General features: G+C 52.7%; 14 protein-coding genes and 1 rRNA gene. 3 read left to right on the forward strand and 12 right to left on the reverse strand.

The genetic code is table 11. The features are described from left to right. The 5 genes from EAH77_RS19355 to pepQ form a co-directional block, all read right to left on the reverse strand. Positions 1-295: ribosomal RNA gene (locus tag EAH77_RS19355) — 16S ribosomal RNA — on the reverse strand; the annotation flags it as partial. A 737-nt stretch (positions 296-1,032) separates the two neighbouring features. Continuing rightward, on the reverse strand, positions 1,033-1,572 hold the full coding sequence (gene hemG, locus EAH77_RS19360) for a menaquinone-dependent protoporphyrinogen IX dehydrogenase (RefSeq protein WP_140474458.1): 540 nt from the start codon (positions 1,570-1,572) through the stop codon (positions 1,033-1,035). Between the two features lie 34 nt (positions 1,573-1,606). After that, positions 1,607-3,058, reverse strand: coding sequence for a Trk system potassium transporter TrkH (gene trkH, locus EAH77_RS19365; RefSeq protein ID WP_140474459.1), 1,452 nt, complete (start codon positions 3,056-3,058; stop codon positions 1,607-1,609). 39 nt (positions 3,059-3,097) lie between these two features. Beyond that, on the reverse strand, positions 3,098-3,709 hold the full coding sequence (locus EAH77_RS19370; RefSeq protein WP_140474460.1) for an IMPACT family protein: 612 nt from the start codon (positions 3,707-3,709) through the stop codon (positions 3,098-3,100). Continuing rightward, on the reverse strand, positions 3,709-5,040 hold the full coding sequence (gene pepQ / locus EAH77_RS19375; RefSeq protein WP_140474461.1) for a Xaa-Pro dipeptidase: 1,332 nt from the start codon (positions 5,038-5,040) through the stop codon (positions 3,709-3,711). The genes EAH77_RS19370 and pepQ overlap by 1 nt, the downstream gene beginning before the upstream one ends. A gap of 185 nt (positions 5,041-5,225) precedes the next feature. Here pepQ and fadB point away from each other — a divergent pair, with 185 nt between their 5' ends. Continuing rightward, entirely contained in the window at positions 5,226-7,415 is a 2,190-nt protein-coding gene (gene fadB / locus EAH77_RS19380; protein ID WP_140474462.1) for a fatty acid oxidation complex subunit alpha FadB, read from the forward strand. Positions 7,416-7,426: 11 nt separating this feature from the next. Further along, positions 7,427-8,590, forward strand: coding sequence for an acetyl-CoA C-acyltransferase FadA (gene fadA, locus EAH77_RS19385; protein WP_140474463.1), 1,164 nt, complete (start codon positions 7,427-7,429; stop codon positions 8,588-8,590). Positions 8,591-8,697: 107 nt separating this feature from the next. On the opposite strand, the gene fre is transcribed toward fadA, so the two are convergent. The 3 genes from fre to pepE form a co-directional block, all read right to left on the reverse strand. Continuing rightward, positions 8,698-9,408, reverse strand: coding sequence for an NAD(P)H-flavin reductase (fre, locus tag EAH77_RS19390; protein ID WP_140474464.1), 711 nt, complete (start codon positions 9,406-9,408; stop codon positions 8,698-8,700). 48 nt (positions 9,409-9,456) lie between these two features. Continuing rightward, complete coding sequence (gene ubiD / locus EAH77_RS19395; RefSeq protein ID WP_241673500.1) at positions 9,457-10,992, reverse strand: 4-hydroxy-3-polyprenylbenzoate decarboxylase; 1,536 nt, start codon at positions 10,990-10,992, stop codon at positions 9,457-9,459. Positions 10,993-11,151: 159 nt separating this feature from the next. After that, complete coding sequence (pepE, locus tag EAH77_RS19400) at positions 11,152-11,877, reverse strand: dipeptidase PepE (RefSeq protein ID WP_140474465.1); 726 nt, start codon at positions 11,875-11,877, stop codon at positions 11,152-11,154. Between the two features lie 145 nt (positions 11,878-12,022). On the opposite strand from pepE, the gene rfaH reads away from it, so the two are divergent. Continuing rightward, a complete protein-coding gene (gene rfaH, locus EAH77_RS19405; RefSeq protein WP_140474466.1) occupies positions 12,023-12,511 on the forward strand; it encodes a transcription/translation regulatory transformer protein RfaH in 489 nt (162 codons plus the stop codon). Positions 12,512-12,598: 87 nt separating this feature from the next. Here rfaH and tatD read toward each other — a convergent pair whose 3' ends face one another. The 4 genes from tatD to tatE are packed head-to-tail and all read right to left on the reverse strand — an operon-like array spanning position 12,599 to position 15,163. Next, positions 12,599-13,387: a 3'-5' ssDNA/RNA exonuclease TatD gene (tatD, locus tag EAH77_RS19410; protein ID WP_140474467.1), complete on the reverse strand. Its 789-nt coding sequence runs from the start codon at positions 13,385-13,387 to the stop codon at positions 12,599-12,601. 57 nt (positions 13,388-13,444) lie between these two features. Next, complete coding sequence (gene tatC / locus EAH77_RS19415; RefSeq protein ID WP_140474468.1) at positions 13,445-14,215, reverse strand: Sec-independent protein translocase subunit TatC; 771 nt, start codon at positions 14,213-14,215, stop codon at positions 13,445-13,447. A 3-nt stretch (positions 14,216-14,218) separates the two neighbouring features. Next, a complete protein-coding gene (gene tatB, locus EAH77_RS19420; RefSeq protein WP_140474469.1) occupies positions 14,219-14,890 on the reverse strand; it encodes a Sec-independent protein translocase protein TatB in 672 nt (223 codons plus the stop codon). 3 nt (positions 14,891-14,893) lie between these two features. Continuing rightward, on the reverse strand, positions 14,894-15,163 hold the full coding sequence (tatE, locus tag EAH77_RS19425; RefSeq protein ID WP_140474470.1) for a twin-arginine translocase subunit TatE: 270 nt from the start codon (positions 15,161-15,163) through the stop codon (positions 14,894-14,896). Positions 15,164-15,217 lie beyond the last annotated feature (54 nt).

The following is a 15,217-nucleotide window of genomic DNA, read 5'->3' on the forward strand; positions in this document are numbered from 1 at the left end:
GACCAGCTAGGGATCGTCGCCTAGGTGAGCCATTACCTCACCTACTAGCTAATCCCATCTGGGCACATCCGATGGCGTGAGGCCCGAAGGTCCCCCACTTTGCTCTTGCGAGGTCATGCGGTATTAGCTACCGTTTCCAGTAGTTATCCCCCTCCATCAGGCAGTTTCCCAGACATTACTCACCCGTCCGCCGCTCGTCACCCAGAGAGCAAGCTCTCCTGTGTTACCGCTCGACTTGCATGTGTTAGGCCTGCCGCCAGCGTTCAATCTGAGCCATGATCAAACTCTTCAATTAAAAAGTTCGATTTGCTTCAACTCGTGAAGCGGTGCTCAAAAATTAACTTTCGTAATAATTCACTTAAATGAATTACTGCTTGGTCACTCTTTAAGACTTGATATTTTTTGCCACCGAGGTGGCTGATATCGTCTTGTGAGTGCCCACACAGATTGTCTGATAAATTGTTAAAGAGCGTTCGTTACCGGATAAGTTCTCGGTAACGCGGGAGGCAGATAATACGCTTTCCCGCTGAAGAGTCAACCTTTTTCTCTTACGAGACGCGGTGTTTTCACCGGGTTGAGACTTCCTGACTGGGCGACTTGGTTCTCGTTAGAGGAGTCGTTGTTCCCGGTCAGTGGAGGCGCATTATAGGGAGTTCTCAGACAGTGGCAACCCTTAATTTNTCTTTAAGACTTGATATTTTTTGCCACCGAGGTGGCTGATATCGTCTTGTGAGTGCCCACACAGATTGTCTGATAAATTGTTAAAGAGCGTTCGTTACCGGATAAGTTCTCGGTAACGCGGGAGGCAGATAATACGCTTTCCCGCTGAAGAGTCAACCTTTTTCTCTTACGAGACGCGGTGTTTTCACCGGGTTGAGACTTCCTGACTGGGCGACTTGGTTCTCGTTAGAGGAGTCGTTGTTCCCGGTCAGTGGAGGCGCATTATAGGGAGTTCTCAGACAGTGGCAACCCTTAATTTCAAATAATTTACTGACCGTCTTTTTTTTGGCCGATACGCCCAGAGATCCAGCATTAGAGCGTTTTTTTGTACGATAACTTGCCAAAATCCTCGGCAAACTTCTTAACTTGCTCCCAATCGGTGTATTCCACTTCTTTACTGGTATCCGTTTCGCCACCGGTCATGCGCATAATAAGTTGAATCATGACTTTATCTACCCACCGATAGCGCGGATAACGCAGCGCGCCAGCGAATACACCGCACATGGCAGGTTTCCATGGTGTCCCCAGTAGGAACTTGCGTACATAGGAGTTGGTCTGAGGCGTGCGCTTCTCAGGCTTACGCGCAGTAAGGTTCACCGCAAAGAACGCCGACGGCATGCTATTAAGCTGTTGGATATTCTGTTTTACAAATTTATCCAGTACGGCATTGAAGTGGCCGTAGCGGATTGACGCGCCCACCAGCACCTTATCGTAGCGAGAAAGCGTCACATGCTGCGCGTGCAGCAGGTCAATCACATCGCACTCATACTTCTCTTTCATGCAATTTGCTATATAAGAAGCAATGGCATGTGTTTGTCCATCACGCGTTGAATAGAGCACCAATGCTTTCATAACAGTTTCCTTTCTCTCTTTATAAGGCTCTGAATCATTCGCGCCAGAAGGTCGGCGTAAACAGAACCAATAACGTAAACACTTCAAGTCGACCAAATAACATCGTGACGATGAGGATCCACTTCGCCGCCGAGTTCATCGACGCAAAGTTGTCGGCCACGACACCCAGACCCGGGCCGAGATTGTTCAACGTAGCCGTTACCGCCGCAAAGGCTGAGAAGTTATCTACGCCCGTGGCCACAATAGCCAACATGCTGACGATAAATACCAGCGCATAAGCCGAGAAGAATCCCCATACGGCTTCGATAATTCGCTCCGGCAATGCACGGCTACCGAGCTTAATGGTATATACCGCATTCGGGTGAACCAGGCGTTTTAGCTCACGCGATCCTTGTAAATAGAGTAAAAGGATACGAATTACCTTCAGACCACCACCGGTCGACCCGGCACAGCCGCCGATAAAAGCAGAACACAGCAGAAGGATGGGCAGGAACAACGGCCATTTAGAGATACTGTCGGTGGTGTAACCTGCGGTAGTCGCCATTGATACCACCTGGAAGAAGGCCTGATTGAGTGTTTCCAGCCCAGAGCTGTAAACGTCATGCATCCAGAGTACCGATGTACAGACCACCACCAGCGTCAGCTGCACGCCAATAAACATACGGAATTCGGGATCTCGCCAATACACCTTAAGATTGCGACCGCTCAGTACCGCAAAGTGCAGCCCATAATTACAACCGGAGATCAGCAGGAAGACTGCGATGATGGTGTTAATTGTACCGCTATGGAAATAACCGATGCTGGCGTCATGAGTAGAGAACCCGCCAATCGCAATGGTTGAGAAGCTATGAGCGATAGCGTCGAATACCGACATCCCCGCTCCCCAAAGGGACAGCGCACAGGCAATAGTCAACAGCACGTAAATCAACCATAGCGTTTTCGCCGTTTCTGCTATGCGCGGCCGCATCTTGTTATCTTTCAGCGGCCCCGGCATTTCAGCGCGATAGAGCTGCATCCCCCCAACGCCCAAAATCGGCAAAATAGCGACAGCCAGCACAATGATCCCCATCCCACCAAACCACTGCAACATCTGGCGATAGAAGAGGATGGCTTTCGGCAGCGAATCCAGGCCGACTAACGTAGTCGCGCCAGTGGTTGTTAACCCTGAGAAAGATTCAAAAAAGGCGTCGGTCAGTGAAAGGTTTGGTCGCTCTGAGAACAAGAAAGGCAAAGCCCCCACACTTCCCAGCACCGTCCAGAACAGCACGACAATCAGGAAACCTTCGCGTGGCTTAAGCTCACTCTTCTGTTTTCGGTTTGGCAACCAAAGGAAAAGCCCGATGGCCAGCGCGACAAAGAACGTCTGGCTGAACGCGCGCCCTGCGCCATCGCGGTAAATTAACGCGACCAATCCGGGAATAATCATCGTTCCAGAGAACAGGATGACAAGCACCCCCACGATGCGTGTTATGGCACGAAAATGCATGCTGGCGCGTTCCTCAGCGAATTAACCATTGAATAAAATTTATGACACCGGCTGCAATTGGAGCGTGCCGCGACTGAGATCATATAAACGGATGACGATCGCTGCTGCCTCTGCGGCGGGCAATGCCAGACGCAGTTCGACAGCCGCACCGAAATCACTGTGTAAAATATGCCCGCCAACCTGCTGCATCAAGCTTTCCACCAGCGTGAGCTGAGCGTAATCGCAGTGCAGCTTATATTCTGCCAGCGGGACTTTTTGATAAACCGGCAATAACTTCAACGCCTGTTGAACACCACCACCGTAGGCTCGCACTAAACCCCCCGTGCCCAACATGATGCCGCCATAATAACGCACGACCACCGCCGTTATCTCGCCAACGCCACTTCCCATCAACTGCCCGAGTATAGGTTTACCGGCTGTACCCGCCGGTTCACCATCATCTGAAAAACCCAGTTGCTGTGAATCTGCTGGCGCACCCGCGACAAACGCCCAACAGTGATGCCTCGCTGCCGGATGCTGATTTTTTACATCATGTATAAACGTTTTAGCCGCTTCTACGCCTTCGGTGGGTGCCAAAAGTGTAATAAAGCGGCTCTTCTTTATTTCCTCACTGAAACTGACGGCTTCAGCAGGAACCGGGTAAGGCTGCATCAGGCAAGTTTCAAATCACGCGTCATGTTTTCAATATGATTATCGTGAATGATAATATTGTCTTCGATACGAATCCCACCGTATGGTTTCATCGCCTCGATACGATCCCAGGCAAAATGCTTGCTGAACTCCCCGTCACGCCAAGGTGCCAGCAACGACTCGATGAAATACAGACCCGGTTCAATGGTTAACACCATACCCGGCTGGATAACACGCGTGCAGCGCAGGAAAGGATACTGCGACGGCGCCGCCAGATGCGTACCCTTCTCATCCTGCATGAAACCCGCAACATCATGCACCTGTAACCCAAGCGGGTGGCCAAGACCATGCGGCAGGAATGGGCCGGTCAGGTTTTTCTCGACCATCGCTTCTTCGCTGATATCCACCACCAGCTTGTGCGCTTTGAGCAATTTGGCAATGCGGTGATGCATCTGGATATGATAGTCGGTATAGGTCACACCGGCTTTCATGGAGTCAATCAACGCCAGCTCTTCCTGGTTTAAATCCTTCACCAACGCGGCGAAATCGCTGTCAGAGTTCCCTGCGTAAGTGCGCGTCAAATCGGCAGCATAGCCGTTGTATTCAGCACCAGCATCGATCAGAAAACTGCGCATCTCAGACGGCGGTTGATGATCAAGTTTGGTGTAATGCAGCACAGCAGCGTGCTCGTTCAACGCCACGATGTTGTCATAAGGTACGTCGGTATCGCGGTGACCCGTCGCAGTCAGGTAGGCGAGGTTGATATCGAATTCACTCATGCCGGACAGGAACGCCTCTTGCGCCGCACGGTGGCCGCTGACCGCGACTTTTTGTGCTTCACGCATACAAGCCATTTCATAGCCTGTTTTATACGCGCGGTGGTAATGCAGATAATCCAGCACGGCCTGAGGATTAATGTTACCCGCAGGTACACCCATATGCAGGGCGCGATCCGGGCTTGAGCCGATATAGGCCACACGTTTTAGGTCCGCAGGCAGTTGGTTTCTGATGTCATCCGCTTTCGCCAGCGGCGACAGCGCCACTTCATGGGTCCAGAAATTATCCGGCAACGGTTCCACACTGTGCCAGTAATCTACCGGTGAGTAGAACCAGAGTTTAGGCGCATTAACCCCATCGACCCATAACCAGCAATTCGGCACTTTGGTGACCGGCACCCAGGCTTTGAATTGCGGGTTCACTTTGAACGGATAGCTATGGTCATCAAGGAAAGTCGTCATCAATTCACCCGAGTGAATCAATAACGCATCGAGTTGATTGCGTTGCAGTATTTCGCGCGCACGCGCTTGCAGCGTGGCGATATGTTCTTTGTAAAGCGTAGTGAGCGATTCCATCAAACTGTCCTTTTTCCTGCACAACGATGCCGCATCTTATCACAGCCGTGCGCGGGTCATAGCCCTGGAAGGTTTGTGATCTTGCCTGCAAATCACACTCATCTCATTTGCAAATTATTAACATAAAAACCACACTCTATTCATCTGGTCATACCAGATCATCCCAGATGATTCAGGAGAGACACATGCTCTACCAAGGCGAAACACTACACCTGCACTGGCTCCATGACGGCATAGCCGAGCTGGTGTTTGATGCACCCGGCTCCGTTAACAAGCTCGACACCCGCACCGTCGCCAGTCTTGGCGAAGCGATCAGTGTGCTGGAAAAACAGAACGATCTGAAAGCCCTGCTGCTCACGTCAGCCAAACCGGCATTTATCGTCGGCGCCGACATAAACGAATTCCTTTCCCTGTTCAATGCACCGGCGGAAAAACTGCATCAGTGGTTGAATTTTGCCAACAGTATTTTTAACCGTCTGGAAGACCTACCCGTGCCGACGCTTTCCGCTATTGCGGGATACGCGCTCGGGGGCGGCTGTGAATGTGTGCTGGCGACGGATTTCCGTATTGCCACACCTGACGCCCGCATCGGTTTGCCTGAAACCAAGCTTGGGATCATGCCGGGCTTTGGTGGTTCAGTGCGTTTACCGCGTCTGCTGGGCGCAGACAGTGCGCTGGAGATTATCGCGGCGGGAAAAGACATCAGCGGTAAAGAAGCGCTGAAGGTCGGTCTGGTAGACGCCGTGGTTGCCGCAGATAAACTCCGCGATGCCGGGCTGAATATATTGCAGCAGGCGATTGACGGCAAACTGGACTGGCAGGCGCGCCGTGAACCGAAACGCCTGCCGCTTAAACTGAACGCTATCGAAGCCACCATGAGCTTCAGCGTAGCTAAAAGTATGGTGCTGCAGACGGCAGGAAAACATTACCCCGCGCCGATAACCGCCGTGAAAACCATTGAAGCGGCCGCGAAGCTGGGTCGTGACGAAGCCCTGAAACTAGAAACCGCCAGCTTCGTGCCGCTCGCACAATCTAAAGAGGCCCGCGCCCTGGTCGGGATATTCCTTAACGATCAGTTTGTTAAAGGCAAAGCTAAAAAACTGGCCAGTGACAGCGGAAAAGTCGCTCAGGCAGCCGTTCTCGGTGCAGGTATCATGGGCGGCGGCATCGCCTACCAGTCTGCACTGAAGGGGGTGCCGGTCATCATGAAAGACATTAATGACAAATCCCTGACCTTGGGCATAAATGAAGCCGCCAAACTGCTCAACAAACAGCTGGAACGCGGCAAACTCGATGGTCTAAAAATGGCGAAAGTGCTGGCGACCATCCAGCCTACGCTGAACTACAGCGGCATTGAGCGCGCCAGTATTGTCGTTGAAGCGGTGGTGGAGAATCCAAAAATCAAATCGGCGGTACTGGCAGAAGCCGAAGCGCTGCTGGACAACGACACCGTGCTGGCCTCCAATACCTCAACCATTCCCATCGATCAGTTAGCGGCGGGGCTGAAGCGCCCGGAAAACTTCTGCGGCATGCACTTCTTCAACCCGGTGCACCGTATGCCGCTGGTTGAAATTGTGCGTGGTGCAAAAACGTCAGAAAAAACCCTGTCGCGCATCGTCTCCTACGCGCTGACCATGGGCAAAACGCCGATTGTGGTCAATGACTGCCCGGGATTCTTCGTTAACCGCGTGTTGTTCCCTTACTTCGCCGGATTCAGCCTGTTACTGCGCGATGGCGCGGATTTCCGCCAGATCGACAAAGTGATGGAGAAACAGTTCGGCTGGCCAATGGGCCCGGCTTATCTGCTCGACGTGGTGGGAATCGACACGGCTCATCATGCGCAGGCCGTAATGGCCGCCGGTTTCCCGGATCGTATGGCCAAAAATTACCGCGATGGCGTCGATGTATTATTCGACAACCAGCGTTTCGGCCAGAAGAACCAGCTCGGCTTCTACCGCTACAGCGAAGACAGCAAAGGCAAACCGCGTAAAGAAAACGACGATCAAGTCGATAAACTGCTGGCTGAAAATAGCGCCGAAAAGGCCCAATTCACGCCAGAAGAGATTATTGCCCGCATGATGATCCCGATGATCAACGAAGTCGTGCGCTGTCTGGAAGAGGGCATTGTCGCCAGTCCGGCCGAGGCCGATATGGCGCTGGTCTATGGCATTGGTTTCCCTCCGTTCCACGGTGGCGCATTCCGCTATCTCGATACGCTGGGCACAGCCGCTTACCTGAAATTAACTGAGCAATATGCGCACCTCGGCGCGTTGTATCAGGTACCTGAAGGGTTACGCGCCAAGGCCAAAACCAATGACACTTATTATCCGGTCGCAGCACCGCTGGAAGATCTCAGCACCGGCACTCAGGCATAAGGACCGAAATCATGGAAAACGTAGTCATTGTTGACGCCGTCCGCACACCGATGGGCCGCTCAAAAGGCGGAGCCTTCCGCCATGTGCGTGCCGAAGATTTATCCGCCCACCTGATGCGTGCCCTTCTGGTGCGCAATACGGTGCTGGACCCAAAAGAAATTGACGATATTTACTGGGGTTGTGTGCAACAAACGCTGGAACAGGGCTTCAATATTGGCCGCAACGCCGCGCTGCTGGCGGGCATTCCCCACAGCGTGCCGGCCACGACGGTCAACCGCCTGTGCGGTTCTTCTATGCAGGCACTGCACGATGCTGCCCGCGCCATTATGGTGGGTGATGCTCACGTCGGCCTGATTGGTGGCGTGGAACATATGGGTCACGTGCCGATGAATCACGGCGTAGATTTCCATCCAGGCCTGAGCAAAACCGTGGCAAAAGCCGCAGGCATGATGGGGCTGACCGCCGAAATGCTGGCGAAAATGCATCAGATCAGCCGCGAAATGCAGGACGAATTTGCCGCCCGCTCACATCAGCGCGCCCATGCTGCCACTGTCGCCGGGCATTTCGCCCATGAAATTGTGCCGACAGACGGACATGACGTTGATGGCGTGCTGACCAACTACAACTACGATGAAGTGATCCGCCCCGAAACCACCGTGGCGACGCTGGCTGCCCTGCGTCCGGCGTTTGATCCGGTTAATGGCACGGTGACGGCGGGCAGCTCATCGGCGCTGTCCGACGGTGCGTCGGCAATGCTGATTATGAGCGAATCGAAGGCCAAATCCCTGGGACTTAAAGCCCGCGCCCGCATCAGAGCGATGGCGGTGGTGGGGTGTGATCCGTCGATTATGGGCTACGGGCCCGTGCCGGCGACCCGCCTGGCATTGAAACGCGCCGGGCTGAGCGTACAGGACATCGGTCTATTTGAACTGAACGAGGCTTTCGCCGCCCAGGCTTTACCTTGTGCGAAAGATCTTGGGCTGCTGGAAACGATGGAAGAACGCGTCAACCTTAACGGGGGTGCCATTGCTCTGGGCCATCCGCTTGGCTGTTCCGGCTCCCGTATCTCTACCACCCTGCTCAATCTAATGGAGCGCCGCGACGTACAGTTTGGCGTGGCAACCATGTGTATCGGATTAGGCCAGGGAATTGCAACCGTCTTTGAAAGAGTCTGATCAAACGTAAAAAAGCGGGCATTAGCCCGCTTTGAATGTATTCATTACTACCGCGTTTAGTTGCTGTTGTTCCCGCCCGTCAGGGGCGGGCTTTTTGCAGATAGCGTTTAGATGAAAGAGAACGCATCACCGTACATACGATCTGCTAATGCACCCCGTTCAGCCACAAAGCGCTCGCGGGCGATTTTCGCCATTTCGAAGCGTCCGGCGATATAAATGTCATGTCCTGCCAACGAAGAAAAGTCCTGAAGCACAGCGCTTAACACGATACCGCTGCGGCCCAGCCAACCCTCTTCCGGCTGTTCAACCACCGGGATCACCTTCAGGTTCGGGTGATTCACGCTCAGTGCTTCCAGTTCGCCCAAATCATAAAGGTGTTTGAGCTCACGACCGCCCCAATAAATGGAAATATCACGATCCGGCTGCTGCTCAAGGGCGGCCACCAGAATCGAACGCGCGTAAGAGAAACCGGTACCACCGGCGATCAGTACCAGCGGACGATCGCCCTCGTCACGCAACCAGGCATCGCCGTGAGGAATATCCACGGCAATGGTTTGTTCTTTCAGAATGCGATCCATTACCGCCATGGCGTACAGATTCAATTCTGACGCGCCAATATGCAGCTCAATTGTGTCACTCTTTTCGCTTTCGGCAGGCGTAGACGCGAGGGAGAACGGGCGTTTATCCCGCTCGTCCATCACCACCATCAGGTACTGACCGGCACGGAAAGAAAACGGTGCTTCCGGCAATAACCGAACCCGGTACACCGTATCAGTAATGGCCTCAACCGAGGTTACTTTACAGCTCAATGTTGTCATGCGTTCCCTCTGTGGGTCATCAAAGCAAGGCGAAGAACAGCGGCGCGGTTATTTCTTCGCGCTGCCGCTGCCTGCATTTTTATTATAGGTTGGCGCTTTACTGGCGTACTTATCACCGGCAAAGATGCCGAGTTCATCCCAGATGGCGTCAACGCGCGCGGTCACGGTGGGATCCTTCACAATAGGGCGTCCCCATTCGCGCTGCGTTTCGCCCGGCCATTTATTGGTGGCGTCTAACCCCATTTTCGACCCCAAACCGGAAACCGGTGAGGCAAAGTCGAGATAATCGATGGGCGTATTTTCAACTAACACGGTGTCACGCGCAGGATCCATGCGGGTGGTTATTGCCCAGATCACATCATTCCAGTCACGGGCATTAATGTCGTCATCGCAGACAATCACGAATTTAGTGTACATAAACTGGCGCAAGAATGACCAGACTCCCATCATCACGCGCTTGGCATGACCGGCATACTGCTTCTTCATGGTAACGATTGCCAGTCGGTATGAGCAACCCTCAGGCGGCAGATAAAAATCCACAATTTCCGGGAATTGTTTTTTCAAAATCGGCACAAAGACTTCATTAAGCGCCACCCCCAGCACGGCAGGTTCATCCGGCGGCCGGCCAGTATAGGTGGAATGGTAAATGGCGTTTTTACGCTGAGTGATATGTGTGATGGTAAACACCGGGAAACTGTCTACTTCATTATAGTAGCCAGTGTGATCGCCGTAAGGGCCTTCGGGTGCCAGTTCCGCCGGATCGATATAACCTTCCAGCACAATTTCCGCGCTGGCAGGCACTTCAAGATCGTTGGAAATGCATTTCACGACTTCGGTCTTATTGCCGCGCAGCAGACCGGCAAAAGCATATTCTGACAGCGTATCCGGTACAGGCGTCACCGCGCCGAGAATGGTCGCGGGGTCAGCGCCAAGTGCCACAGAAACCGGGAACGGTTTGCCCGGGTTTTGCTGGCACCACTCCTGGAAATCCAGCGCACCGCCGCGATGCGACAACCAGCGCATGATCACTTTGTTCCTGCCTAGCACCTGCTGGCGGTAGATGCCCAGGTTCTGACGCTGTTTGTGTGGCCCGCGGGTGACCGTCAAACCCCAGGTGATCAGCGGTGCGGCATCTTCGGGCCAGCAGTGCATCACCGGGATACGCGACAGATCAACGTCATCCCCTTCCCAAATCAGTTCCTGGCAAGGTGCTGAATGCAGAACCTTGGTCGGCATATTCATCACTTGCTTGAACTTGGGCATTTTGTCGTAAAAATCACGAAACCCGCGCGGTGGCTCAGGCTCTTTCAGAAATGCCAGTAACTCGCCGACTTCACGCAGCGCACTAACCTCTTCCTGCCCCATCCCCAATGCCACGCGTTCAGGCGTACCGAATAAATTGCACAACACCGGCATGTCGTAACCTTTGGGGTTTTCAAACAATAGCGCGGGGCCACCGGCACGCAGCGTGCGGTCAGCAATTTCGGTCATTTCCAGATAGGTATCGACAGGCTGAGTAATGCGTTTCAGTTCGCCTCTCTTTTCAAGTAATGAGAGGAAGTCACGTAAGTCACGGTATTTCATGCTAATTTTCATCGCCAAATTGGAGGAGAGCATTATAAAGCCTCTCCAGAGTTGTTGCTGCCTTTTCGTTATCAATAAGTAAATACCGATAATAAAAGGCAGTGTAACCATCAGCCCGGCTATCGGTTGAACTGGCGGTGCGAAAAGCGGAGATGGCGGCTATCGGCAGTTAAACGGTACCAGTGGGCTCAGGGCCAGAGTATCGTGATATTCCCGAATATCATGGCCGTGGCGGAAGACCTTAAAGCCTTGCCCCTTCGCGCTGAAGTAGCTTAGATCATTGCCTGACACCTTCAACAGGCTGCCTTCACGCAACGCAATCACCGACTCACTCGGGTTCACAGCACAAAACTCAGCAATGCGTTCGTCTCGGGTTTCGCCCATGTGACCGCTGAGATGCGCATCAATATAGTGCGGATTGATTTGCACCGGGAACAGGCCAAGAGACGGCAAAACCACTGAGTTACGCACCGGCATATCATTGGTAGTGCGAATGCTTGGCGTCGCGACATTACAACCTGCGCTCCAGCCGATATAAGGCACATTGCGTTCACGCACAGCGCGCTGGATGGGAACAATCAGGCCGTTCTCGTGTAATAACTGATTCAGCATCCAGGTATTCCCGCCGCTTATCAGAATGCACTCCGCCTGTTCGATGGCTTCAGATGGCGTTTCGGCATGGTGAATACTGCCGACCTTAATCCCCAGCGCCTGTTCGAGATCCTGTGCGCGGGCGTCATAGTCGCTGCGAATCAGGGCATAAGGGATCAGAACAGCAGAAGTAATATTGCGAGCTTTCAACATTGCCTGAATATGTTCATTGGCATAGCCTAACAGCGAGGACTCCCCTGAAAGCTTACCGTTACTCAACAAGAACAACTCCATGACGCTTCTCCGTTATTGTCGTTAGAAACCTGTGTAAAGTGCCGCGATACGTCTGGCGTTCGCCTGCAATCATCATCCCTCCAGTCTGTCTATCACCGGTCACTTTTGCTATGCTGACGGGCTAGGCTTGAAGGCGTGTGAGACTATGGAATCCTGGTACTTATTATATTGCAAACGCGGGCAACTTCTTCGCGCTAAAGAACATTTAGAACGTCAACAGGTTAACTGTTTAACCCCGATGATCACACTGGAAAAAATGGTGCGTGGCCGCCGTACTCCGGTGAGTGAACCCCTATTCCCGAACTATCTGTTCATTGAGTTTGACCCCGAGCGCATCCATACAACAACGATCAGCGCCACGCGTGGCGTCAGTCATTTTGTTCGCTTTGGCCCACAGTTGGCCACGGTGCAGCCGGATGTCATTCATCAACTGATGGCCCAGCCGATGCCCGAAGTCCTTGACCCCGATACCCCGCACTCCGGTGACGTGGTCGTCATTACTCAGGGTGCCTTCGAAGGCCTCGAAGCGATTTATACCGAACCTGATGGCGAAGCGCGTTCGTTGTTGTTACTCAATCTTATCAATCAACAGGTTAAGCAAAGTCTCGATAACACGCATTTTCAAAAGATTTGATCGACACCGGCTTATAATTTTCCTGATACCAAGGCCAGGTACTAAAAATGAAGGCACCTTTTGAGGTGCCTTTCCTATATACACCATTTAATGTTGCGGTAAACCGAACAGAGAACGCGCGTTCGCCTCAGTTTTTTGCGCCAACCACACCGGGTCTTCACCGCGCCACTGCGCCACCTGTTTGATGATATGCGGTAAAAAGGCAGGCTCATTGCGGCGATTTTTCGGCTTTTCAGGCATATCACGCGGGAGCAAATAAGGAGCGTCCGTTTCAAGCAACAGACGGTCAGCCGGAATAAGGCCCAGCATCCCCCGCAGCGCCAATCCACGACGCTCATCGCATACCCAACCCGTGATACCGATAGACAGCCCCAGCGAAAGATACAGCTCAAGCTCCTGCTGAGTGCCGGTAAAACAGTGAACGACCGCACCGGGTAGTTGACTTAGCCAAGGTGTCAGTAAATCAGCAAAACGGGGATGCGCGTCGCGACAATGCAGGAAGACCGGTAAGCTCAGTTCCGCTGCCAGCGCCAACTGTGCACTGAACGCCGACTCCTGCTTATCTGCGGGTGAAAAATTACGGTTGAAATCTAAACCACATTCACCAATTGCCACCACCTGAGGGTCGGCTGCCAGCGTTCGGATAGTCTGTTCGGTTTCACGGTTCCAGCTGCTGGCCTGATGCGGATGCACACCCGCAGTCGACCAGCAGAACTGCGGATATTGCGCCGCAAGCAGCCCGGCTTCAACGCTTTCAGCCACAGATGTTCCGGTGATTAACATACCGGAAAGCCCGGCGGCCCGTGCGCGTTCAATCACTTGAAGGCGGTCTTTATCAAACTGATTACTGGTCAGGTTTACGCCAATTTCAAACATATCCGGTCCTAAAACAGAAACCGCCCAACAGGGCGGTTTTTTAGATCAATGATCCCATCAGGAAGCCTGATCCTGCTCGTCGTCTTCAGCATCAACGTCAGAACGACGGCGCTTACCGACATAGAAACGGGCACAGAACACCCCGATTTCAAACAGGCAGTACATCGGGATAGCCAGCAAAGTTTGCGAGAAAACATCCGGCGGCGTTAATAACATACCGACCACAAACGCGCCCACCAACACATATGGCCGTTTTTTCTTGAGATCTTCGGGGGTCGTTACACCGCTCCAGCACAGCAGAACGATGGCGATCGGCACTTCAAACGACACGCCAAACGCCATAAACAACGCCATGACGAAATCGAGGTAATTATTAATGTCCGTCGCAATTTGCACACCGGCAGGTGCCGTTTTGGCAAAGAAGGCAAACGCCAGCGGAAACACCACAAAGTAGGCAAACGCCATGCCGAGGTAAAACAACAGCGAGCTGGAAAATAGCAATGGCATCATCAAACGACGCTCATGCTTATACAGCGCCGGTGCCACAAAACCCCATATCTGATAAAGAATGAACGGCGCAGAAGCAAACACCGACACTATCATCGTCAGCTTGATCGGGGTAAAGAATGGCGACGCCACGTCGGTTGCAATCATGCTCGCGCCAAGCGGCATTTGTTTAATTAACGGCGCAGAGACCAGGTAGTAAATATCATTGGCAAAATAGGCCAAAGCCAGGAAAACCACCAAAATACAGATGATGGAATTGAGCAGACGCTTACGCAGTTCTATCAGATGGCTGATAAGCGGTTGGGTATCTTCAACAGCCATGGTTTAACGTTCGCCTGTAGAATGAGTAGAAGAGGTCGGTTTCACTGCGGGTACAGTTTCACTCGCCGGAGCAGGTGTATTCATCACCTGAGCGTCACTAACTTTAGACGGGGCCACAATGTCTAACGCAACGTCAGCAACAGGAGCCGATGCTGCATGCGCCTCGGCAGCCGCTTCGGCCTGGTGAACCGGCTTGCTGGAAGCAAGAGCCGCTTCTACCGCATTTTGCGGGGCTTGGGCAGGAGAAGAGGCCACATGGCTGGCCGTCGCAGGCGACACACCTTCGTCATGTAACGCTTCGGCTTCCTGAACCACAGGATTATGAATGGTATTGCCTTCAGATCTGGCAGCCTGCACCTCTTTCGCTACCGCATCAGGCTCGGTGGTGAAGGAGCGCTTCATTGACTCGGCGGCTTCTTTCAACTCATCCATAGAAGCTTTAATTTCAGGTGTTAAATTCTTAAGGCCAGACTCTTCAGCTTTCTTGAGGCTGTCCTGTAATTCCTGAAGTTTCAGCTCTTGTGACAGTTCATTCTGTACCGAGGCCGCCATGGCGCGTAGCGCACGGATCCAGCCTGCAACTGTTCTGACGGCCACTGGCAAACGCTCTGGCCCGAGAACCACCAGACCAATCACCAATACCAGCAACAGTTCACTAAATCCTATGTCGAACACGGCTTATACCTGCTCTTTGTTTTTGTTCTTGGTTTCTTCCGCCTTTGCTTCCGGTTTTACCTCAAGAGGTTTAGCCGTAAAGTCAGCGTCAGCGGGCGTAGTGTCAGTTTCTTTATGTACTTTGGTTGTCGTGTCTTCATCGCTCATGGCTTTTTTGAAGCCTTTGATTGAAGAACCCAGATCTGAACCTAAACCACGCAGTTTCTTGGTACCAAACAGCAGGACCACTATCACCGCAATGATCAGAAGTTGTGTAATGCTAATACCACCCATTATCTTCACCTCAATATGAAGGGGACTACATTCATTGTCGCCAAAAGCGACATT

This window comes from Ewingella americana, assembly GCF_006438725.1.
GTDB lineage: Bacteria > Pseudomonadota > Gammaproteobacteria > Enterobacterales > Enterobacteriaceae > Ewingella > Ewingella americana_A.